The following is a 20,582-nucleotide window of genomic DNA, read 5'->3' as shown; positions in this document are numbered from 1 at the left end:
TGAGGCGTGGTGGCGTTGTTCCGTAGGTCGTATTTGCCGGGCGTGCCACGTCCCGTGGGTGCGTCTGCTACTGAAGCGCCTGTGCGCCCAGGGCCAGGCAGCCCATAATGCCCTGCTTGCCCTCGAGGCTGTTGTTGACGATGTAGTTATCGATGTCGGCCATCTCGGGTGTGACGATGTAGCCGTTGAGCATCTCGGCGCACTTCTTGCGCGCGAGCGGCACGATGGGGGTGTGGTCGGCCACGCCGCCACCGATGACGATCTTCTGCGGCGCATAGCACAGCGTGTAGGTCATGAGTGCCTGCGCCAGATAGCCGGCGAGCAGGTCCATGGCCTCCGGGTCATCGGCCATCTCTCCGGCGCTCTTGCCATTCCAGCGCTTTTTAACACCGGGGCCGGCGATGAGGCCCTCGAGGCAGCTGTCGTGGAAGGGGCAGGCGCTGTGCTCGCCAATGGTGTCGCGCGGGTCGCGCGTGACCAGGATGTGACCGGCCTCGGGGTGCATCATGCCGTGCACAAGCTGGCCGCCCGAGAGCACACCGGCGCCCACGCCGGTGCCGATGGTCAGGTAGACCACATCGGTGAGGCCCTGAGCGCAACCAAAAGTGACCTCGCCCAGGCAGGCGACGTTGACGTCGGTATCGTAGCCGCAGGGGATATTGAGCTCGTTTTGGATGCTGCCCAGCAGGTCAAAGTAGCGCCATGCCGTCTTTGGGGTCTCTAGGATCTTGCCGTACTGCGGCGAAGCGGGGTTGACCGCGGTGGGGCCAAACGCGCCGATGCCCAACGCGGCGATGCCCTTGTTCGCAAACCACGCGTTGACGGCCTCGACGGTCTCCTGTGGAGTCGTGGTCGCGATCCGCTCGCGCTCTAGGACCGTACCGTCCGCATAGCCCGTGGCGCAGACCATCTTGGTACCACCGGCCTCGAGCGCTCCGATAAGCTGCTGCTCTGCCATAATGTTCCTCTTTCTGGGACGAGTTGCTCCGTGGCTAAATTATAGCGCTCTAAACCAATTAAGAAAGCGCTATAAAAAGAAGCCTCGCAACGCGACAGGCGGAGCAAGGCTTCTTTGCTTTCTTTAGTTGCTGGGCCGTCCTTACCCGCGTGGCTCGATTTTATCACGCAGAGACTTGAGGTTCTCCAGCGCCGCGTTGAGCGTCTCGTCACGCTTGGCAAAGTGGAAACGAATCAGATGGTTGACGGGCTCGCGGAAGAAGCTCGATCCGGGAACAGCGCCCACGCCCACCTTAGACGCGAGATCCTCGCAGAAGTCGAGGTCGCTGTCATAGCCAAACTCCGAGATATCCATCATCACGTAGTAGGCGCCCTGCGGCACGTTATGCTCAAGACCGATGCTGTCGAGTCCCTGGCAGAACAGGTCGCGTTTGGCGGTATAGAGGTCAAGGACCTCATCGTAATAGCTGTCATTGAAGTTGAGGGCGGTGACGACGGCTTCCTGCAGGGGAGCGGCGGCACCCACGGTGAGGAAGTCGTGGACCTTCTTGATGCGCTCGGTGATCTGGGCTGGGGCAATGGTGTAGCCCAGACGCCAGCCGGTGATGGAGTAGGTCTTGGACAGCGAGCTGCAGCTGATGGTTCGCTCGAACATGCCGGGCAGCGTGGCCATATAGACGTGCTCGTGGGGCGCGTAGACGATGTGCTCGTAGACTTCGTCGGTGATGCAGTAGGCGTCGTACTTTTTGCAGAGTTCGGCGATAAAGGTGAGCTCCTCGCGGGTAAAGACCTTGCCGCAGGGGTTGGACGGGTTGCACAGGACGATTGCTTTGGGATCGTTGTCGCGGAAGGCCGCCTCGAGGACCTCACGGTCGAAGTCAAAGGTGGGCGGGTTGAGCGGCACATAGATGGGCTCAGCCCCCGAGAGAATGGTGTCAGCGCCGTAGTTCTCGTAGAACGGCGAGAAGATTACGACCTTGTCGCCGGGGTTCGTGACCGTCATCATGGCGGCCATCATGGCCTCGGTGGAGCCGCAGGTGACTACGATATTCTCGTTGGGGTTCACCGGCATGCCCATAAAATGCTCCTGCTTGGCGGCAAGCGCCTCACGCATGGCCTGGGAGCCCCAGGTGATGGAGTACTGGTGGTAAAGCGGCTTGGGGTCGGTGGCGATGGTGCTGAGGCTATCGAGCAGCTGCGCCGGGGGATCGAAGTCAGGGAAGCCCTGCGACAGGTTGACGGCGCCGTACTTATTGGAGATGCGCGTCATGCGACGGATGACGGAATCGGTAAATAATGCCGTGCGGTTGGAGAGTTCTTTCATGCTTGTCCTTTCGAACTTCAGGGTGGGGCAAGTTTACTCCTATGAAACCGGTGGGATTTGCTTGAAATGGTCTCGAACTACTCTTTTCAAAATTCTTGAAAATTGGGGCTTGCATCGCGTGGCGTTCCTTGCAATAATAGTCGAGCGCGAAGCGCACAGGACACGGTGGGTGTAGCTCAGTTGGCTAGAGCGACGGGTTGTGGTCCCGTAGGTCGAGGGTTCGAGTCCCTTTACCCACCCCAGTTCTTGCTTCGTGTTGATATCGGGTCGTTAGCTCAGTTGGTAGAGCAGGGGACTCTTAATCCCAAGGTCCAGGGTTCGACCCCCTGACGGCCCACCACACGATATCTCCTCTAAAGTCCGCCACAACGGACTTTATCTTTGGGTCGTTAGCTCAGTTGGTAGAGCAGGGGACTCTTAATCCCAAGGTCCAGGGTTCGACCCCCTGACGGCCCACCCAAGATTGTTAAGACGGTCAATTTCGGTTGGCCGTCTTTTTTGTTAACAGTACATGGGGTCGAACCCGTAAGGGCGCGGAGCTGAGGAAATGCGCGAGCATTTGCCAGCGCAGCGCGCAAGGCGCGAAGCGCCGTAGCGGCCGCCTGCGCAGCAGGCTGACCCCCTGACGGCCACCAAAGCATGTTAAGACGGTCAGCGATAGTTGACCGTCTTTTTTGTTGACCTCGCATGGGGTCGAACCCGAAAGGGCACGGCCGCTTTCACAGATCGAGTCTACCCTGGGGATCGGTAAAACCGTCAGTACCTTCCTTGAGTTTCTTCTCGTCTGCCTTCACGCGACGCTCGAGCTTTTTTGTATCCTCGGCAGGTGGCAGGTTCTCGGGGACAATTCCGCGGTCGATGAGGCTGCCACGCACGCTTGTGTTGTTCTCGACGTGCTCTTGCTTGATCTGGTCCAGACCGTACAGGTCGTGTTCCTCGGCGTTGAAGGCCGTCATCGAGTTCGTAAGGTCCTTTGCTTTGATGAGGACATCGGCTAACCTGTCCGCCAATGCCGCGCTCTTGGATATGCCGAGCTGCTGCTTCATTTCCGCCGTGCTTCTGCCGCCGAATAACGCTTCGTCGCCCTTCGACTTGATGATCGCGAATCCTTTGGAGTCCACGCCGCGTTTGAACGCAATACCCGAGAGCTGTTTCTCTGAATCGGATAGCGAGTGGCGCGCCTGTAAGCGCTGAATCTCTGCGAAGCGCTGCTCTATGAGCTCTTGGCGGCGCGTCTGCACGGCAAAGTATGCCTGGGCGAGCGCGATCTCTGGCTTGTTTGAATCTCCGTTTTGGGCGATTAAATAGCATGCATAGCGCGTAAGCTTGTAGTCTTTAACCGCGCGAGCGGCGACACCGGCAGTTATCATTTTCGTGGTGTCACGAAAATGGGAATCAACTGGAGTTTTATTTGTTTCGCACGAGACTTTTGCCCTCTTAACAACTTCGGCGAAGTTCTCCCATCGAGTGTATCCCATGGGTTCCATTAAATCGCGTGCGAGCCAATACTCAACGCCGTCTTCCACATTGGCGTAGCTATCAAGTTCGACACGCCACTTCTCGATATCTCTACTGTCCATATCTCCTCCTCGCTGATCTATTGTCTATGCGCGCTTTGCCCGCTCTGTACTCAGAATAAGGATACGCTGCCGTGCGGACACGAATGGGCCCCGTGCCACTTCGAGGTCACGGGGCCCATAGATATCGATTAGTTGTGCTCTGCTCTAGATAGGTGTCCAGTTTAATTCGATCGATAGTGCGAACCCAGGCTTTCGGTCCGCTTGCGCATGGCTTTGACCATCTCCGTTGCCAGCTGATTCTGCGATTGCAGACGGGCGAGGGCTGCGATCTCGCTGTCATTGGCATGCGGCTTGCTCAGCGCCGTTGCCTCGTCTTTCAGGCTTTCAAGCTGTTGCAGGGCCTTGGATAGACCTGCTTCGGTCCTGTTGATCATGCAATAGGTGCTCATCGTGTGCTTAAGGCTGTGTGTCAGGCGTTCGGCATCTGTTGTGGCAATGCCATACTGAGGGAGGGCGATATCCATCGGAGCGGCCGCCTCGGGAGCGTCCAGCGCTGCTCGAGCTGCCGATGCGCCCGCGATGCGCCCGAATACGATGCCATTGGCACTCGACAAGCCGCCGATGCGGTCGGCGCCGTGCATGCCGCCTGCTGCCTCACCGCAGGCGTAGAGGCCCTCAACGCCCGTGTACGCGGTCTTGTCGATTTTGATACCGCCGTTGGCGGCGTGGGCATACATCGCCACGCGCATCTCGTCGGTCGGCGCGATGCCGTGCTCGTCTTGTAGCCAGGTGGCAAAGGTCTGCACAAACTCGGGGACGTCCTCGCGGGGGAAGTCGTAGTGGAGCGCCAGGCCTTCGGCTCCCGCTTGGTCGATGGCTAGGTCGATAGCGCGAGAATCCAGACGCGAAGTGAAGGGACCATATCCGGAGCGTTGCTCGAGCAGATCGTCGAGCTTATCGTCGGCGATATCGACCGGCTGGTCGAACTTGACGTAGCGCCAGGTCTTCTCGTTAAAGACCAAGTTGCGCCTGGGCTCGATGAAGCCTGGCATCATTTGCATGAACTCTATATTAGTGAGGGATGCACCGTGCGCTAGCGCGATGGCCTGCGAGGAGCTGAGCACGTCGGCCGAAGTGAGGCTGCGCTCGAACAGGCCGCCTGTGCCACCGGCGGCGATAATCGTAGCCTTTGCCGCAATGGAAACGATGCGTTCGCGTGTAAGGTCGTAGAGCAAGGCGCCGTTAATCCTACCGGTCGAGTCTTCAAGAAGGTCGATAAGCTCGTGGCGGGGGAGCAGGCGAATGCCGAGCGACTCGATCTGGGCCATACACGCGTCCTCAAGAGGCTTGCGGGTGAGGCCGCGCCATTTGCGTGTCTTATGGTCAAAGCAGGGGATAAATTGCTTTTGCTGAGCGCTCTCAGCGCTTTGCGGACGCTGGAGCTCAACGCCCAGGTCTTGCTCGAGCCATTCAATTGCCTGGGGAATGCCGTGCACAAACGTCTGGACAAGCTCGAGGTCGGCGACGCCGCCACCAACGGTCTGGATGGTGTCGATGAGGTCCTGCTCGTCTCCTTCGTCGACAGGACCGATGAGGCCGAGGCCCCAGGTACCCGGGAAGAAGCTCGATCCACTCATGGTCTTGCCGGCGCTTGCCACAGTGACGGCTGCACCTGTACATGCCGCTTCGATGGCGGCGCAAAGGCCCGCAATGCCAGATCCAATTACCAGTACATCAGTCGATTCCATCAGATTCCTTTCTCGTCCGGCGCATTGTCGCACGGGTGATCGGCAATGGGGTCGCAAAGACTTGGCAAATCGGTAAAGGGCAAATATGACAGGTGGGCGTCATGGGCGCGTGATGGTTCCGTCTCGTTGCAACTCATATTCCCCTGCAGCTGATATATCGGTAGTAGATGGTCTTGCGACGGGGTAGCTAAAATAGCCCCATTACAGTTTGAGTCGTCCGAAAGGGCGGCTCTTTTCCGTCGCATGGCTATACGATTGAGCCGCACCGGTGGTCGCTGGCCGACCGCCCCGGACGGCCGTCAGCCCCTGCCCCGTAGAGGGCCCGGGCGCCCCCGCGGCGGGGGCCGGGAGGCTCTGGGAGGCGCTGCTGGCCTCGTCGCGCTCGGGGAGGCGGCTGCCGGCCGGCGAGGACGTCGCGGTCCGGATACTCGCCCGGGAGATGGCCTCCCTCGACGCCGACATCGAGGAGCTCGACTCGCTCGTGGCCGACTCGCTGGCGGGCGACGAGGTCTACGAGTGCCTCCTCACGGTGCCCGGGATCGGCCCCAAGACCGCCGCGGCGCTGGTGACGTCGATCGACATATCCGCGTTCAGGGGGCACGACGAGCTCGCGAGCTACTGCGGCGTGGCGCCGTCCGACAGGCGCTCCGGGAGCAGCATCAGGTCGACGTCGCCGCAGCGCGGCGGGAACAGGCAGCTCAAGAACCTGCTCATATTCAGCTGCAACTCCCTCATCGGCACGGACAACAGGTTCGGGAGGTACTACGGGGAGTGCAGGGCGAGGGGGATGAGGCACAGCAAGGCGCTGAAGGCGGTCGCGAGGAAGAGGCTCAAGGTCATCTACGCGATCATGCGAGACGCCGTCCCGTACGCGGCCTAGCGGACGGCGAGGTCAACCGAAGAGGGAGAGGGGGCGCGAGGCGCCCGGATGCGCCATGCCGAAATGTCGCGAAGCAGGCGGTTGACAAAACTATAGAGACACGTCCCAAATTAGCTACCCCTCTGGAAGAAAAAAGAGCCGCTACCCGGGTGGGTAGCGGCTCTAAAGCTCAACTATATGAGCATCGCGCGGGCGCGATTAGGCCTTGAGGGCCTCCTCGACGGCGACAGCGCAGGCGACGGTGGCACCGACCATGGGGTTGTTGCCCATACCGATGAGACCCATCATGTCAACGTGCGCAGGCACGGAGGAAGAACCGGCGAACTGGGCGTCGGAGTGCATACGGCCCATGGTGTCGGTCATGCCGTAAGAGGCAGGGCCGGCGCCCATATTGTCCGGGTGCAGGGTACGGCCAGTGCCGCCACCAGAAGCGACGGAGAAGTACTTCTTGCCAGCCTCGATGCGCTCCTTCTTGTAGGTGCCAGCGACGGGGTGCTGGAAGCGCGTGGGGTTGGTGGAGTTACCGGTGATCGAGATATCGACGTTCTCGTGCCACATGATGGCAACGCCCTCACGGACGTCGTCGGAGCCGTAGCAGTTAACGGCAGCGCGGGGACCATCGGAGTAGGGGATGGTCTCGACGACCTTGAGCTCGCCCGTGTAGTAGTCGAACTGGGTCTTCACATAGGTGAAGCCGTTGATGCGGGCGATGATCTGGGCGGCGTCCTTGCCCAGACCGTTCAGGATAACGCGCAGCGGCTTCTTACGAGCCTTGTTGGCGTTCAGAGCCAGGCCGATGGCGCCCTCAGCGGCAGCGAAGGACTCGTGGCCAGCCAGGAAGGCGAAGCACTCGGTGTCGTCGGAGAGCAGCATAGCGCCCAGGTTGCCGTGGCCCAGACCGACCTTGCGGTCCTCGGCGACGGAGCCGGGAACGGTGAAGGCCTGGATGCCCTCGCCGATGATGGCGGCAGCCTCAGAAGCGGACTTGGCGCCACGCTTGACAGCGAGAGCGCAACCGAGGGTGTAAGCCCACTCGGCGTTCTGGAAGGCGATGGACTGGGTGTTGTTGACGATCTCACGCGGGTTGAAGCCCTTGTCGGTGCAGATCTGCAGAGCTTCCTCGAGGGAGGCGATGCCGTTGTCGGCGAGGCACTTGTTGATCTTGTCAGCGCGGCGCTCGTAACCTTCGAACGTAACAGTCATAGTTATTTCCCTCCCTTTCTACTCGTGAACCGGGAACACGCTGGCGACGGAGTGAGTCTCCTCGTCGGTGCGCGGGTCGATGTACTTGGCAGCGTTCTCCCACTGACCATAGTGGCCCATAGCGCCAGCGATGGCCTCCTCGGGGGTCTTGCCGGCCTTGACGGCGTCGGTGAACTTGCCGAGGTTCAGGAACTCGAATGCGATGATCTCGTTCTTGTCGTTGAGAGCCATGCGGGTGACGTAGCCCTGAGCGAGCTCGAGGTAACGAGCGCCCTTTGCCTTGGTGCCGAACATGGTGCCGACCTGAGAGCGAAGGCCCTTGCCGAGGTCGTCGAGGGAGGCGCCCACGGGCAGGCCGCCCTCGGAGAACGCGGTCTGGCTGCGGCCGTAAACGATCTGCAAGAAAATCTCGCGCATAGCAACGTTGATGGCGTCGCAGACGAGGTCGGTGTTGAGGGCCTCGAGGATGGTCTTACCGGGAAGGATCTCGGAAGCCATGGCGGCAGAGTGGGTCATGCCCGAGCAGCCGATGGTCTCAACGAGGGCCTCCTCGATGATGCCGTCCTTGACGTTCAGCGTGAGCTTGCAGGCGCCCTGCTGAGGTGCGCACCAACCCACACCGTGCGTAAGACCGGAGATGTCGGAAATCTCCTTAGCCTGGACCCACTTGCCCTCCTCGGGGATGGGTGCGGGGCCGTGGTATGCACCCTTGGCAACGGGGCACATGTTCTCCACTTCCTGTGAGTACTGCATGCCTCTCCTCTCTATCGTGTTGGCGTCCCGTCTGGGGGTCGTGGCTGGCGATTGCCGGGCGACCCTTCGAAAGGGACATGACATGCAGCCCCTATAATACCGCGAAATGCACGGAATATTCGGCGAACGGCTCAGTTTTCGTAGCGAGAAGTCCGGAAGTTTTAATTGAAACGGTTTAACTCTATGTTCTGTGGTCGCGAACTTCCGTAGAGGGGGTTCGTCTTGGGCAAGCTTTTGGTCAGCTCTTGTATGCGTTGCGGGGGCTGACCTGTTGCAACGGTGCCGTTCGCCGCCTATTTACCGCCTTTGGCCGCGCGAGTCTATTGTTTTGCGTGGATGTTTTGATGGCACGCTTCAATCGTGCTGTATTAGATGGCAAGCAGATCCCGGCGAAGGGAGCGCCATGCAGCGCGTTTGGAGAACGGTTACCGGCTTTTACCATGTCTGTGCCCGCGGTACGGGCAAGCAGCTCATCTTTGAGGGCGACGAAGACCGGTGGGAGTTTTTGGAACTGATGCGCGACTGCTGCCGCGAGGCGGGCGTGACGGTTATCGCCTGGTGCCTTATGGGCAATCACGTGCATCTTGTGCTTGCAGATTACGAGGACGCGATGAGCGCGGCGATGCACCGGCTGCTTTTGACGTACGCGCGGCGGTTCAATAAACGCACGGGGCGAACGGGCCATCTGTTCCAGAACCGTTTTGACCGGCGCTCGCTCGATACCGACCGTCATCTAATGGCCGCGATTCGCTATGTTCATGCTAATCCGCAGGAGGCGGGTATCGCCCTGATCGAGCGCTATCCGTGGAGCAGCTTTGCCGAGTATCTGCGAGCGTATGACAACGATATGACGAGAGGATTTTCCGACCCTTCTTGTGTGCTCGAGCTCTTTGAGTCTGCCAAGGGGTTTCTTGATTATTCTCTGTCGACGCCCGATGGTTCCGATCCGGTGATTCACGATATGGATGAGACGGAGTGGGAGCGGCGTGCGTTTGCCGACAAGATGGCGAAGCGCCTGGGCGTGCCGCTCAACGAACTCAAGACCGTAGCACCGTCGCGTCGAGACGGAATCATTTTCGTCCTGCACGATGGCGGCTACACGGTGCGCGAGATTGAACGCTATACGGGAATCAGCAAGAGTACCGTCTCTCGTATCGTGCGCGCTTATGCTCGGGTGAAGGCTCAGGCTGAGGGCTCGGAATAGACAATGGCCGAATCACTCTTGTCATGCGATTCGGCCAACATAATTCTTAAGATTTGGGACAAATACTACTGATTATTTTGTCCCGTGAGCATGCCGTCGAGGGTGCGCCAGGCGAGCTCGGCACATTTGACGCGGGCAGGCATGTGCGAGATGTCCTGGAGCTGGGCGGCCTCGTCCAGGTCTTCCAGGTCCTCCTCGGAGAGCTGCTCGCCGCGAATCATGGCGAGGAAGAGCTCTGCCAGGCGGCGAGCCTCCTCAACGGTCTCGCCGGTGATGAGGTCGGCCATGATGTCGGCGCTGGCCTGACTGATGGCGCAGCCGTGACCGGTAAACGAGGCCTCCTCGATCACGTCGTTCTCGACGCGCAGCTGCAAGGTGAGCTCGTCTCCGCAGCTGGGGTTGATGCCGTCGTGCTCGTGCGTGGGGGCATCCATCTCGTACTTATAGTCGGGGTGCGAGTTGTGCTCCATAAATGTGGTAGAGGTGTACAGATTACCCATTGAACGTGCTCCAAACGTGATGCAGACCGGCGATGAACTTGTCGATGTCGGCCTTGTCGTTGTAGAAGGCCACGCTGGCGCGGCAGCAGGCGAGGTTCTCGACGCCCAGCCAGGTGAGCAGCGGCTGCGCGCAGTGGTGACCGGCGCGGATGCAGACGCCGTCCATGTCCATGATGCTCGCGACGTCGTGCGGGTGGATGCCGCGGACGTTAAAGCTCACGACGCCGTGATGGTTGTCCCAATAGATGGATCCGATGATCTGGACAAAGTCGAGCTGCATGAGCTCGCCCATCAGGTAGTGCACGAGTGCCCGCTCGCGTGCCTGGATGTTTTCGTAGCCCACCGTGTTGACGAGGTAGTCGAGGGCGGCGCCTGTGGCAAAGATGCCGGCGGCGTCCTGCGTGCCGGCCTCGAACTTCTCGGGGACGGGCGCCCAGACGGCGTCCTGCTCGGTGACCGAATCGATCATCTCGCCGCCGGTCAGCATGGGCGGCATGGCGTTGAGCAGGTCCATCTTGCCCCACAGCACGCCAATGCCCATGGGGCCCATGGCCTTGTGCGCGCTAAAGGCAAAGAAGTCGGCGCCCAGGTCGGCCACATCGACCGGCATGTGCGGCAGCGACTGCGCGCCGTCGACAACCAGATAGCCGCCGTACTTGTGCACGAGCTTGCCAAGGTTCTTGACCGGGTTCTCGACGCCCAGCACGTTAGAGACCTGACCCACGGCCAGGATCTTGGTCTTGGGACCCACCTTGGCAAGAACCTCCTCGGTGGTGAGCTGGCCGGTCTTGGTGGGGTAGAGGTAGACGAGCTTGGAGCCGGTCTCGCGGCAGACCTGCTGCCACGGAATCAGGTTGGAGTGGTGCTCCATGATAGTGATGACGACCTCGTCGCCCGGTTCGAGGACCGTGGGCGCAAAGCTCTTGGCGACCAGGTTGAGCGACTCGCTCGTGTTGCGGGTGAAGACGACCTCGTTGGCCTGGGCGGCGCCGATGAGGTCGGCGATCTGCTGGCGCACCTTTGCGATGGCGTCGGTGGCCTCGACGGAAAGCGAGTACAGTCCGCGCAGGGGATTGGCGTTCATGCGCTGATAGAAGTCGCGTTCGGCGTCGAGCACACAGGCAGGGCGCTGCGCGGTGGCGGCGCTATCGAGGAAGGCGATTTCGGGGTGCTGCTGGAACAGCGGGAACTGGCCCTTGTAGGGGTTGGTCTCGATGTCCACAGTGGGCCAGCCGCGCGAAGCCTCGTCGCTGGCGTCGAGCTCCATGGGCTCGGCGGCAGTACAGGTATCGCATTTAACGTGCTCGGTGTCGATCATGCGAGCTCCTCCTCAAAGTTGTCGATCAGGTTGTTGCCCAGGCGGACGACGGCGGCGCGGGCGCGCTCGTCGGTGGCAGAAAGCACGGCGTCCTCCAGCTTGGCGCGGATGAACAGGTCCTCGGCGGCGTTTTGGTCAAGGCCGCGGCAGGCGAGGTAGAACAGCTGCTCGTCGCGGACGTGACCGATGGTAGCGCCGTGATTACCGGCGACGTCGTCCTCGTCGCAGAGGATGACGGGAACGGTCTTGTTGTCGACGCCCTTGTTGGCCAAAAGCACCGTTTCGCGCTCGGTGCCGGTTGCACCCTTGCAGCCGTGCACGAGGTCGATGGTGCCGCGGTAGACCTTCTTGGACGTGCCGGTCAGCACGCCGTTGGCGTCGATCTCGCACTCGGTCTTGCGACCGCGGTGGCGCAGCTCGTAGTTAAAATCGCGCACCTGATCGCGGGCGCCCAGGTAATCGGTATCGATGGTGACCTTGGCGGTATCGCCCAGCAGGTCGCCGGCAAGGCCGGTGGCGCTGGCGCCAGCACCCAGAACGGTGTGCTGCACGTTGACGCGCGCGCCCTCGTCCAGGAACAGGCCGGTGTCGTCGAGCGCGATCCAGCTATCGTCGAGCGTCTGCGTGCAGGCCACGTTGACGGTGGCGTACTCGTGGGCGCACACGCGTAGCACAGAACCCACGACGCCCTCGCCGGCAACGGGGGAGTCCAGGGCGATCTGCAGGTCGAGCGTCGACTGGGGACGGGCGACGACGTCGATGGCGGCGATGGCCGCGGCTGCATCGACACCGCTCACGCGCACGGTAACCGTGGCGTGCTTGTATGCGGGCACATCGATGACGACGCGCTTGGTGGCGTGGTCGGCCAGGTAGGTGTAGGCAGCCTCGCCCATGCCAGTCTCGAAGGCCTCAGCGGGGGAGAGCTCCTCCTCCAGCTTAATGGCACCGGCCTGGTAGACGGAGGTGGTGGGCACGTCGAGCTCGGTCTCGGGCGTGATGCGGGCGCGGTCGGCGGCATCACCCGGGGCGGAGGCGCGGCGCTCGGGGAAGCGCTCGGCCATGGCGTCCATGGCGGCGTCGAACGCGTCTGCCACGCCAGCAAACTGCTCGTCCAAGCCCTCGACCTCAATGGTCTCGGCGGGAGCGGCGGCAAGCTCGTCAGAGAGCTCGAGTTTGGTCTGGTTCATCTTGAGCCAACCCCAAGTGGCAGCCGGCATCGCATTGACCTGCTCAAGGGCGGTAGCAGCGGTGTTGGTGGTCTGTTTCATTATCCGATCGCTCCTTCCATCTCGAGCTTGATCAGGTTGTTCATCTCGACGGCGTACTCAAGCGGCAGCTCCTTGGAGACCGGGTTGGCAAAGCCGTTGACGATCATGGTGCGGGCCTCTTCCTCCGAGATACCGCGGCTCATCAGGTAGAACACCTTGTCGTCGCCGATGCGGCCGATGGTGGCCTCGTGGCCGATGTCGACGTTCTTGGCGCGGATGTCCATGGCCGGAATAGTATCGGAGCGGCTCTGGTCGTCGAGCATCAGCGACTGGCAGCTCACGGTTGCCTTGGAACCCTCGGCCTTGGGTGTCGCCACAATAGAGCTGCGGAACGTCTGGATGCCGCCGCTCTTGGAGATGCCCTTGGTCTCGACGGTCGCCGAGGTCTCGGGGGCGTTGAGCACGACCTTGCAGCCGGTGTCGAGGTTCTGCCCGGCGCCGGCAAAGGTGATGCCGGTAAAGCTCGAGCGGGCGCGGCGGCCGTTGAGCACGCTCATGGGGTAGAGGTAGCCCACGTGGCTGCCGAAAGAGCCGCTGATCCACTCGATGTCGCCATCCTCGTCCACGCGCGCACGCTTGGTGTTGAGGTTGTACATATTCTTGGACCAGTTCTCGATGGTCGAGTAGCGCAGGTGCGCACGCTTGCCCACAAAGAGCTCGACGGCGCCGGCGTGGAGGTTGGCCACGTTGTACTTGGGCGCGGAGCAGCCCTCGATAAAGTGCAGGTCGGCGTCGTCTTCGACGATGATGAGCGTGTGCTCAAACTGGCCGGCGCCCTTGGCGTTGAGGCGGAAGTAGCTCTGCAGCGGAAAGTCGAGCTTGGTGCCCTTGGGCACGTAGACAAACGAGCCGCCCGACCACACGGCGCCGTGCAGGGCCGCAAACTTGTGGTCGGTGGGCGGGATGAGCGTCATGAACTTCTCGTGGATGAGCGGCTCCCACTGCGGATCGTGCAGGGCCTCCTCGATGCCGGAGTAGACGATGCCCATCTTGGACGCCGTGTCCTGCATGTTGTGGTAGACCAGCTCGGAGTCGTACTGCGCGCCGACGCCCGCCAGATAGCTGCGCTCGGCCTCGGGGATGCCCAGGCGCTCAAAGGTGTTCTTGATGTCGTCGGGCACCGACTCCCAGTCGTGCTTTTGATCGGTGTTGGGCTTGACGTAGGTGACGATGTTGTCCATGTCCAGGCCCTCGATGGAGGGGCCCCACGTCGGATCCGGGAAGCGGTTGAAGATCTCGAGGGACTTGAGGCGCAGGTCGAGCATCCACTGCGGCTCGTCCTTTTTGGCGCTGATCTCGCGCACGATGTCGGGCGTGATGCCGGCGTCAAGACGCTCGAATCCCTCCTCGCCATAGGTGAAGTCGTAGAGGCTGCGGTCAATGTCCGCGACCTCGGTGCGGTTCTTGGTCATTGCGTCGCCCCCTTACGCCTGCTGCTCGGCAGCGGCGGCCTCGGCCTGGGCGCGCTGCTCGGCGGCCTCGCGCTCGAAGGTTTCAAAGCCGTTCTTGTCGATCCAGGGGATGAGCGAGGCGTCGTCCTCGCGCACGATGTGGCCCTTGACCATAACGTGGACGCGATCGACATCCAGGTGCTCCAGGATGCGCGTGTTGTGCGTGATGATGAGCATGGAGCCGTCGCAGCTCTTGCGGTAGGCGTCCATGCCGTGGCTGACGGTGGACAGGGCGTCGACGTCCAGGCCCGAGTCGGTCTCGTCCAGGATGGCGAGCTTGGGCTGCAGCAGCAGAAGCTGGAGCATCTCGACCTTCTTCTTCTCGCCGCCCGAGAAGCCCACGCCCAGCTCGCGGTTGAGATAGGCGGTATCCATGTTGAGCTCGGCCGCGAGCTCCTTCACGCGGCGGCGGAACTCCTTGCCCTTCATCTCCAGGCCGGGGCGGCCGGCGATGCTGGCGCGCAAAAAGCTCGACAGCGGCACGCCGGGGATCTCGACCGGCGCTTGGAAGCTCAGGAACAAGCCGGCGCGCGAGCGCTTGTCGGTGGTGAGCTCGGTGATGTCCTGGCCGTCAAAGACGATACGGCCGTCGTTGACCGTGTAGACGGGGTCGCCCATGACCAGGTGGCCGAGGGTGGACTTGCCGGCGCCGTTGGGGCCCATCAGCACGTGGGTCTCGCCGGCGGCGACTTGCAGGTTGACGTTGTGGAGGATGGTCTTCTCGTCCACGGAGGCAGTCAGACCTTCGATGGAAAGCAGCGGATTTGCGCTCATGCTGTCCCTCTCTGTATATGGTGTACTCATAGGTGTACTAAACCCTAGGAATCTTCTCGGAATAAAGTTACTATGGGTTCGGAGTTAGTCAAGGGAAAACCCGACTAATCCACTCGACTTTTCAAATTCTGGGACAAAATAACCTGTTGTGTTTGTCCCACTTACTTAAGATTTGGGACAAACAAACCTGGTTATGTTGTCCCAGATGCGATGGGAGGGTAGGTATGCTCATTTCTTCCAAGGGCCGCTATGCCCTCCGGCTGATGATCTATATCGCGGCGCTCGGTGACGCCGAGGGCAAGACTGCTCTGCGCGAGGTCGCCGACCGCGAGCGCATTTCGCAGAAGTATCTGGAACAGCTGGTTCGTCCGCTTATGAAGGCTGGTCTGCTTAAGAGTGTGCGCGGCAAAGGCGGTGGCTACATGATGGCCAAGGACCCGGCCGAGGTGCGTGCTGGCGACATCCTGCGCGCTGTCGAGGGCAGCACGGCGCCCGTGGCGTGCGACGGTATCGACAACAGCTGCACCCGCAGCGATTTGTGCTCGACCGTCAAATTCTGGCGCGGTCTGGACGACGTGATCGAAAAGTACGTCGACGGCGTAACGTTGGCCGACTTGGCTGCCGTTCCAGAAATTAACTTCGACATTAAGCTGTAGGTTGTACGCAATTCCTTAAGATTTTGCGGAGGGTTGTTGCCGTTTACCGAGGGGTTGTTGTGCAACAACGGGTGAGCTGCAATACTAAACTCTATCTTTGCAAACCGCACTTTAACTACACCAATGCAAGGAGGATCTTATGCAGCCTAAGCATTCTGCTATTGTCGCGGGCCTGACGCTGGCGCTTTCGTTTGGCGCCGTTTCCGCGCCGGCACCCGCCGCTGCCGAGGAGCCCACGCCGGGCGTTGCCTCGGATGCCACCGATATCGATAAGGGCCTTTACACCCAGCAGTCCTTCTCGGGCGTGCTGAGGTCGGTTCAGGGCGTTTCGTTTGTCAACGTGACCGCCGAGATGAAGTACTTTACCAAGTACGAGAGCCACGGCAACTATAACCAGGGCTTTTCGTATGGTGACGGCTACAACGCGCTGGGCTATTACCAGTTCGACCGTCGATGGTCGCTCATTCCGTTTATGAAGCAGGTCTACAACTACAGCCCCGAAAAATACAGCATGCTCAAGGATGCGATTGATCGCGGCAGCGAGATTTCCAACGCGAGCAATGCCATGTACGAGAACGGCCAGCTCACCGAGCTGGGCCATATCGCGCAAGATGCCTTCCAAGGTGCGTACAACACCGATCCTGTTGAGTTCTCAGCACTTCAAGATGCCTATGCGTACAACTCGTACTATGCGGTGACCGAGGCGTGGCTCAAGAGCGGCTTGGGCATTGATGTTTCGGGCCGCGCCGATTGCGTTAAGGGCATGGTGTGGAGTATCACCAACATGTGCGGCACCGGTGGTTGCAGGGACTTCTTCCGCTGGGCAAACCTTTCTAACAGTATGACCGATCGCGAGTTTGTGACGGCGCTTTCCAACAGCGTGGTCAATAACGTGGCGACCAAGTATTCGAGTCAGCCCCAGTATCATGAGGGCTGGAAGAACCGCTACCGTAACGAGCTGAAGGACTGCTTGGTTTATATCGCCGAGGATGAGGCTGCCGCTGCGACGCCCGTGCAGCCCGAGCCTACGCCGGCGCCCTCGCCGACACCTGATTCGAATGACGACTCGAGTGACGATGCCAACGATGACAGGATGGACGCGCCCTCGACCGATACTGACGGTGATGGTTCTGCTGGTGGTACTACCGACGACGGCTCTACCTCGAACGGCTCCGATTCGAACGGCTCTGCTGCGGGCGATTCGTCTTCAAACTCTGCCGGCAATACGGACAGCGACGCTTCTGGTTCGACCGACGCTGACACCTCTGACTCATCCACCGGCTCGAGCGATTCGTCCGCTGACACCGGCTCTAACAACGGCTCTGGCTCTGCCGCAACCCCTGATTCCGATGCTTCCAAGGACGACTCGAATAAGGCGCCGGACGCTCCCGTTGCTTCGCCGGACAAGAAGCCTTCTTTCTCCGTGCAGCTTGGTTCTATGCTGGGCTCTTCGCTGATGGCTGGTGTCAATAACGGCTCGACCCAGAACAAGGACAACTCTGATCAGGTTTCCACGGAAAAGACCGAGGCTGAAAAGGGCGACTCCAAGGACGAGGCTTCCGAGAAGACCGAATCCGATAAGGGTTCTAGCTCTGAGGAGCAGAGCGACAAGTCCGAACAGAAGAAGGACGAGGATAAGAAGTCTGAATCTGAGGAGAAGGACAAGAGCAAGACCGGGGGCGAAAAGAAACAGTCCGGAGACGGCGGGAGCGGTGCTGACAACCAGGTCCAGGAGCATAATGACTCCAAAACGGTGATCACCACGACCACGACGACTACGACCAAGTCCTCGGGCGGTAACATGCCCAAGACGGGCGATCTGATTGTGATGGCGAGCCTTGCCAGCGCAAGCTTGGCCACGCTGGGTGTCACGTCTATTGTGAGTGGCAAGCGTAAGCTCGATCAGCAGCGTAAGGCTGCTGGGGAGGACGGCTCGGAGGAATAGCCTCTCGGTTGTCGAATACCTTTAGAGTCGGGACGGGGTCCGGTGCGGCGGCATCGGACCTCGTTTTTGTTGTGCAACGATTTGTTATGCCCCCTCGGGGGACTGTTGCTACCGTTGCCCGAAACGTTTGCATGTCGATATTGTTGCGCTCTATCCGCTCGTTACAATGGGCATCGTGCTGCGTTAGAGGGAGAGTTTACGGTGTCTGAACAGGCGAATTATGGTGTTGTTCATGCGTTTGGTGCACGGTTGCTCAATCATGCGGATAACGCAGCTCTACCGGTTGATGCACACAACTTTTCCGATGCAATCAATCGGTGTTTACTCGTCGATAAGACTATGTTTATTGCCGATATATTGGACAGCGAAGCACCTGTTGCGCTTTGCTGCAGACCCAAGGGTTTTGGCAAGAGCATGAATCTATCGATGCTCAAGTGCTATTTAGAACGACTTGATCACCGGCGGCCGGATCGAAGTCCGTTCGTCGGCACCCAGATTTGGCAGGCGGGCGGTGCTCGCTATCGTGATGAGTACGCGTGTTATCCGGTCATTATGCTCGACTTTACAGCTGCCGCTTCGAGGCATGGCGCTGGTGCTGCGGCAGCTATTCGCGGCGCTGTCGTGCGCGAGTGCGCCCGATTGCTGCCGCTGCTTGTCGCGCCTGATCTGTCAAGACGTGAGGTTCGTCTTATCGAGAGGACGGCGCGTGGAGTGGCCAGCGATAAGGAGATCTATGTGGCGCTTGGCGTGCTTGTTAAGCTGCTTCGGACAGCTTTCGATGAGCAGGTTGTTTTCCTGATAGACGACTACGACGCGGTATGTCCAAAGCGTTTGGACGCTAAGGACGATGGTAGCGTGGATTCCCTAGAGTCGCTCAGCCGAATGTTGTTCGACACCATTGCCGACGCCGGCGACTCGTTGCGATTGACGTGTCTGATGGGCGAACGCCCCGGTCCTGCCGAGTTTGCGTTGTCCCAACGTGGGGTTTCCTATCGGTCGGCGACACCGTTGTCGAGTTGGTGTGATCGATGGTTCGGTTTTTCGGACGACGAAGTCCAAGTGCTGTTGGATCGCATCGGTCGCAACGACTGTCTGGATGACGCGCTTGAGTGGCTCGAGGGCTATCTGTTTGGTGGTTTTTATTGCTCGATCCCGGAGCGTGTGGTGGACTACGCGCATCGCGGTTGCGTCGCGCCCGTTCGGGCAGATCTGTATGGTTACGCCGACCGTCTGACCGCATGTGTCTGGGACTGGAATCTTATGCGCCTGTCCGCATTGTTCGAATTACTTGAGCCGCATGGGTTTATTGAGGCGCCGGTGCATGTGCATGCCGAGGAGGCCGATGCCGCCAAGCCCGAAGATATCTGGACTGCGCTGTATCTGTCTGGATTCCTTACGACGGACATGACAGGGCATTCGGAGGACGGCGCGTGCCTTCGCTCCTTGCGTCTGCCTAACAGCGAAGTGGGTCAGGCGCTCCGTCTTGTTATTCTGGAATGGTTTGAGTGCGCCGTTGAGGACGTTGGAGTTATCGACTCGTTCCATGACGGGCTATGTCGAGGAGACGAGGACGCTGTAAAGCAGGCTTTGAGCTGTGCTATCGGCGATCTAGGCATCGATGTGGGCCAATCAGATATGCCGACAGCCTATCATCTGGCGCTGCAGGGGCTCTGCTTTGGGCTGCCCGGCTATTGCAATCCCAGCTCCAAGCGAAGTGGCGTCTCGGATCGCTGGGATATCCAGGTGATTCCCACCGGTCGGGTGTTTGACGTGGCCGACACGCTCGGCATGCTCGATGAGCGACCGCTCATTTCGATCAACATGATGTACGACCCTGGCGTCGATGCCCTGGGCCTGGAACTGTTGGCGGTTCAGGCGCTGCTCGAAATCGAGCGCAACGGCATCGATGATATCCGCGTGCCGCGACCCGGCGTTGGTCGCATTCGCTGGGGCTTTGGCTTTGACGGGCAGCGTGTGTCCGTGGTGTGCCAGCGGTTATAGGGGATGGCGAAAGCCCTTTACTACTCCGCGTCCTTTAGGGGCGGCATGGGCTTCCAGTTGGGGTCCTTGACGATCTTGCGGGCGTCCTTCATGCCACGGCGCAGCGCCGGAATACCGGTCTTAAAGCACTTGTCAACGGCGGCCAGACGAATGAACTCCTTGCAGAAGGTCGCGGCGTTGCCCAGACGGAACAGCATGGGGTGATAGTCGCCATAGATCTGCATGTAGCGGGCCAGATAACCGCGGTTGCGCATGATGTAGTAGCGATTGGTGTCGCTCGTGGAGTTGAGTTGGCGCTTACCGGCGATGTCCCAGTTAGAGACAGCGCGGGCACGCTTGAGCACCACGTCGGCAACAACGGCGGCGGGGAAGTGCTGGCTGGCTACGTAGCCGTAGCAGGCATCGTCGCCGTAGATAAAGAAGCGCGCGTCGGGCAGGCCAATCTTGTCGACCACGCGGCGCGAGAACATGCCGCCCTCAAAGCACAGTTGGTTCATGGCGCGGTAGCCCTCAGGGCCCAGATCCCACTTGGCGATGGGATTGGGAATGCCGAGCGAAAGGATGAGTTGGTACTGCCAAAAGAAGGCGCCGCCGTCAAAGTCCAAGCGCGAACCCTGGATAACATCGTAGCGGTCGGTCCACCTGGCCAAGCGCTCGATGCCTTCGGGGATGACGAGCACGTCGTCATCCATCACCCAGAACCACTGGGCGCCCAGGTCGTAGGCGCATTTAGTGCCGGCGGAGAAGCCGCCCGCACCGCCGCCGTTTTCGAGCTGCGGGGCGTAGATGACACGGTCGGTGCCGCCCTGCGCGTCGGGCTGCTCGGTGTCGATGCCCCACAGGTTAGCCAGGCGCTCGTTGAATGCGGTGCACATGGCCTCGGTCTCGCGCGAATTTTCGTTATCGACAATCACGATGCGCCAGGGCGTTGCTGTGAGCTCGGTCATGGAGTCGAACAAGTTGGCCAGGAGTTCCTGGCGCTTGTACGTAACGACGACGATGGCGAGCTTGTCGATGGGGGCGGGAAGGGTTGAAGGCATGGGGCAATATATCCTTTCACGTGCGGCGCGCATGCGCTGC

The 20,582-nt window shown here is 60.5% G+C and carries 17 protein-coding genes and 3 tRNA genes; 8 read left to right on the top strand and 12 right to left on the bottom strand.

Going from position 1 to position 20,582, the window contains the following annotated elements:
• Positions 1 to 67: 67 nt before the first annotated feature.
• Both DXD94_RS02165 and DXD94_RS02160 read right to left on the bottom strand, forming a co-directional pair.
• Complete coding sequence (locus tag DXD94_RS02165; RefSeq protein ID WP_117763096.1) at positions 68 to 958, bottom strand: ROK family protein; 891 nt, start codon at positions 956 to 958, stop codon at positions 68 to 70.
• Between the two features lie 141 nt (positions 959 to 1,099).
• A complete protein-coding gene (locus tag DXD94_RS02160; RefSeq protein WP_117763095.1) occupies positions 1,100 to 2,281 on the bottom strand; it encodes a pyridoxal phosphate-dependent aminotransferase in 1,182 nt (393 codons plus the stop codon).
• Positions 2,282 to 2,446: 165 nt separating this feature from the next.
• Here DXD94_RS02160 and DXD94_RS02155 point away from each other — a divergent pair.
• The 3 genes from DXD94_RS02155 (at position 2,447) to DXD94_RS02145 (ending at position 2,737) form a co-directional block, all read left to right on the top strand.
• Positions 2,447 to 2,523 (top strand) — tRNA-His (locus tag DXD94_RS02155).
• A gap of 22 nt (positions 2,524 to 2,545) precedes the next feature.
• Positions 2,546 to 2,621 (top strand) — tRNA-Lys (locus tag DXD94_RS02150).
• A gap of 43 nt (positions 2,622 to 2,664) precedes the next feature.
• Positions 2,665 to 2,737 (top strand) — tRNA-Lys (locus DXD94_RS02145).
• A gap of 263 nt (positions 2,738 to 3,000) precedes the next feature.
• Here DXD94_RS02145 and dinD read toward each other — a convergent pair.
• Together dinD and DXD94_RS02135 are read right to left on the bottom strand one after the other, a co-directional pair.
• Positions 3,001 to 3,861, bottom strand: a complete 861-nt coding sequence (dinD, locus tag DXD94_RS02140) for a DNA damage-inducible protein D (protein WP_117763094.1) — start codon at positions 3,859 to 3,861, stop codon at positions 3,001 to 3,003.
• A gap of 161 nt (positions 3,862 to 4,022) precedes the next feature.
• Positions 4,023 to 5,549: an FAD-dependent oxidoreductase gene (locus DXD94_RS02135; protein ID WP_117763093.1), complete on the bottom strand. Its 1,527-nt coding sequence runs from the start codon at positions 5,547 to 5,549 to the stop codon at positions 4,023 to 4,025.
• Positions 5,550 to 5,988: 439 nt separating this feature from the next.
• Here DXD94_RS02135 and DXD94_RS02130 point away from each other — a divergent pair, with 439 nt between their 5' ends.
• Positions 5,989 to 6,429 carry a transposase gene (locus tag DXD94_RS02130; protein ID WP_147347113.1) on the top strand — a complete coding sequence of 147 codons (441 nt, stop codon included), beginning with the start codon at positions 5,989 to 5,991 and terminating at the stop codon, positions 6,427 to 6,429.
• A 198-nt stretch (positions 6,430 to 6,627) separates the two neighbouring features.
• On the opposite strand, the gene DXD94_RS02125 is transcribed toward DXD94_RS02130, so the two are convergent.
• Positions 6,628 to 7,632 carry a GGGtGRT protein gene (locus tag DXD94_RS02125; protein WP_117640944.1) on the bottom strand — a complete coding sequence of 335 codons (1,005 nt, stop codon included), beginning with the start codon at positions 7,630 to 7,632 and terminating at the stop codon, positions 6,628 to 6,630.
• A gap of 18 nt (positions 7,633 to 7,650) precedes the next feature.
• Entirely contained in the window at positions 7,651 to 8,385 is a 735-nt protein-coding gene (locus tag DXD94_RS02120; protein ID WP_006235554.1) for an iron-sulfur cluster assembly scaffold protein, read from the bottom strand.
• A gap of 403 nt (positions 8,386 to 8,788) precedes the next feature.
• Here DXD94_RS02120 and DXD94_RS02115 point away from each other — a divergent pair, with 403 nt between their 5' ends.
• Positions 8,789 to 9,589, top strand: a complete 801-nt coding sequence (locus DXD94_RS02115) for a transposase (RefSeq protein WP_117763091.1) — start codon at positions 8,789 to 8,791, stop codon at positions 9,587 to 9,589.
• Positions 9,590 to 9,654: 65 nt separating this feature from the next.
• On the opposite strand, the gene sufU is transcribed toward DXD94_RS02115, so the two are convergent.
• The 5 genes from sufU to sufC are packed head-to-tail and all read right to left on the bottom strand — an operon-like array spanning position 9,655 to position 14,900.
• Positions 9,655 to 10,089 carry a Fe-S cluster assembly sulfur transfer protein SufU gene (gene sufU, locus DXD94_RS02110; protein ID WP_117736728.1) on the bottom strand — a complete coding sequence of 145 codons (435 nt, stop codon included), beginning with the start codon at positions 10,087 to 10,089 and terminating at the stop codon, positions 9,655 to 9,657.
• Positions 10,082 to 11,407 carry an aminotransferase class V-fold PLP-dependent enzyme gene (locus DXD94_RS02105; protein ID WP_199568339.1) on the bottom strand — a complete coding sequence of 442 codons (1,326 nt, stop codon included), beginning with the start codon at positions 11,405 to 11,407 and terminating at the stop codon, positions 10,082 to 10,084. Before DXD94_RS02105 ends, sufU begins: the two co-directional genes overlap by 8 nt.
• Positions 11,404 to 12,675 carry a SufD family Fe-S cluster assembly protein gene (locus DXD94_RS02100; RefSeq protein ID WP_117763090.1) on the bottom strand — a complete coding sequence of 424 codons (1,272 nt, stop codon included), beginning with the start codon at positions 12,673 to 12,675 and terminating at the stop codon, positions 11,404 to 11,406. Before DXD94_RS02100 ends, DXD94_RS02105 begins: the two co-directional genes overlap by 4 nt.
• Entirely contained in the window at positions 12,675 to 14,087 is a 1,413-nt protein-coding gene (gene sufB, locus DXD94_RS02095) for a Fe-S cluster assembly protein SufB (protein ID WP_022094821.1), read from the bottom strand. Before sufB ends, DXD94_RS02100 begins: the two co-directional genes overlap by 1 nt.
• Positions 14,088 to 14,099: 12 nt before the next feature.
• Positions 14,100 to 14,900 carry a Fe-S cluster assembly ATPase SufC gene (sufC, locus tag DXD94_RS02090; RefSeq protein ID WP_117763089.1) on the bottom strand — a complete coding sequence of 267 codons (801 nt, stop codon included), beginning with the start codon at positions 14,898 to 14,900 and terminating at the stop codon, positions 14,100 to 14,102.
• Positions 14,901 to 15,124: 224 nt separating this feature from the next.
• Here sufC and DXD94_RS02085 point away from each other — a divergent pair, with 224 nt between their 5' ends.
• The 3 genes from DXD94_RS02085 to DXD94_RS02075 all read left to right on the top strand — a co-directional run bounded on the left by DXD94_RS02085 (position 15,125) and on the right by DXD94_RS02075 (position 19,502).
• Complete coding sequence (locus tag DXD94_RS02085) at positions 15,125 to 15,556, top strand: Rrf2 family transcriptional regulator (RefSeq protein WP_117763088.1); 432 nt, start codon at positions 15,125 to 15,127, stop codon at positions 15,554 to 15,556.
• Between the two features lie 139 nt (positions 15,557 to 15,695).
• Positions 15,696 to 17,501, top strand: coding sequence for a hypothetical protein (locus DXD94_RS02080; protein WP_117763087.1), 1,806 nt, complete (start codon positions 15,696 to 15,698; stop codon positions 17,499 to 17,501).
• Between the two features lie 201 nt (positions 17,502 to 17,702).
• Positions 17,703 to 19,502, top strand: coding sequence for an AAA family ATPase (locus DXD94_RS02075; RefSeq protein ID WP_158564774.1), 1,800 nt, complete (start codon positions 17,703 to 17,705; stop codon positions 19,500 to 19,502).
• Positions 19,503 to 19,522: 20 nt separating this feature from the next.
• Here DXD94_RS02075 and DXD94_RS02070 read toward each other — a convergent pair whose 3' ends face one another.
• Complete coding sequence (locus tag DXD94_RS02070) at positions 19,523 to 20,542, bottom strand: glycosyltransferase (protein WP_117735622.1); 1,020 nt, start codon at positions 20,540 to 20,542, stop codon at positions 19,523 to 19,525.
• Positions 20,543 to 20,582 lie beyond the last annotated feature (40 nt).

Source organism: Collinsella sp. TM10-22 (assembly GCF_003466125.1).
Taxonomy (GTDB): Bacteria; Actinomycetota; Coriobacteriia; order Coriobacteriales; family Coriobacteriaceae; genus Collinsella.
The sequence above is the reverse complement of the archived record's forward strand: the minus strand, read 5'-3'. Positions and strand labels throughout refer to the sequence as shown.

What these genes read in the sequence shown, in the direction of transcription:
- DXD94_RS02165 (WP_117763096.1), bottom strand. Translation starts at nt 958, where the DNA reads ATGGCAGAGCAGCAGCTTATCGGAGCGCTCGAGGCCGGTGGTACCAAG.
- DXD94_RS02160 (WP_117763095.1), bottom strand. Translation starts at nt 2,281, where the DNA reads ATGAAAGAACTCTCCAACCGCACGGCATTATTTACCGATTCCGTCATC.
- dinD (WP_117763094.1), bottom strand. Translation starts at nt 3,861, where the DNA reads ATGGACAGTAGAGATATCGAGAAGTGGCGTGTCGAACTTGATAGCTAC.
- DXD94_RS02135 (WP_117763093.1), bottom strand. Translation starts at nt 5,549, where the DNA reads ATGGAATCGACTGATGTACTGGTAATTGGATCTGGCATTGCGGGCCTT.
- DXD94_RS02130 (WP_147347113.1), top strand. Translation starts at nt 5,989, where the DNA reads ATGGCCTCCCTCGACGCCGACATCGAGGAGCTCGACTCGCTCGTGGCC.
- DXD94_RS02125 (WP_117640944.1), bottom strand. Translation starts at nt 7,632, where the DNA reads ATGACTGTTACGTTCGAAGGTTACGAGCGCCGCGCTGACAAGATCAAC.
- DXD94_RS02120 (WP_006235554.1), bottom strand. Translation starts at nt 8,385, where the DNA reads ATGCAGTACTCACAGGAAGTGGAGAACATGTGCCCCGTTGCCAAGGGT.
- DXD94_RS02115 (WP_117763091.1), top strand. Translation starts at nt 8,789, where the DNA reads ATGCAGCGCGTTTGGAGAACGGTTACCGGCTTTTACCATGTCTGTGCC.
- sufU (WP_117736728.1), bottom strand. Translation starts at nt 10,089, where the DNA reads ATGGGTAATCTGTACACCTCTACCACATTTATGGAGCACAACTCGCAC.
- DXD94_RS02105 (WP_199568339.1), bottom strand. Translation starts at nt 11,407, where the DNA reads ATGATCGACACCGAGCACGTTAAATGCGATACCTGTACTGCCGCCGAG.
- DXD94_RS02100 (WP_117763090.1), bottom strand. Translation starts at nt 12,675, where the DNA reads ATGAAACAGACCACCAACACCGCTGCTACCGCCCTTGAGCAGGTCAAT.
- sufB (WP_022094821.1), bottom strand. Translation starts at nt 14,087, where the DNA reads ATGACCAAGAACCGCACCGAGGTCGCGGACATTGACCGCAGCCTCTAC.
- sufC (WP_117763089.1), bottom strand. Translation starts at nt 14,900, where the DNA reads ATGAGCGCAAATCCGCTGCTTTCCATCGAAGGTCTGACTGCCTCCGTG.
- DXD94_RS02085 (WP_117763088.1), top strand. Translation starts at nt 15,125, where the DNA reads ATGCTCATTTCTTCCAAGGGCCGCTATGCCCTCCGGCTGATGATCTAT.
- DXD94_RS02080 (WP_117763087.1), top strand. Translation starts at nt 15,696, where the DNA reads ATGCAGCCTAAGCATTCTGCTATTGTCGCGGGCCTGACGCTGGCGCTT.
- DXD94_RS02070 (WP_117735622.1), bottom strand. Translation starts at nt 20,542, where the DNA reads ATGCCTTCAACCCTTCCCGCCCCCATCGACAAGCTCGCCATCGTCGTC.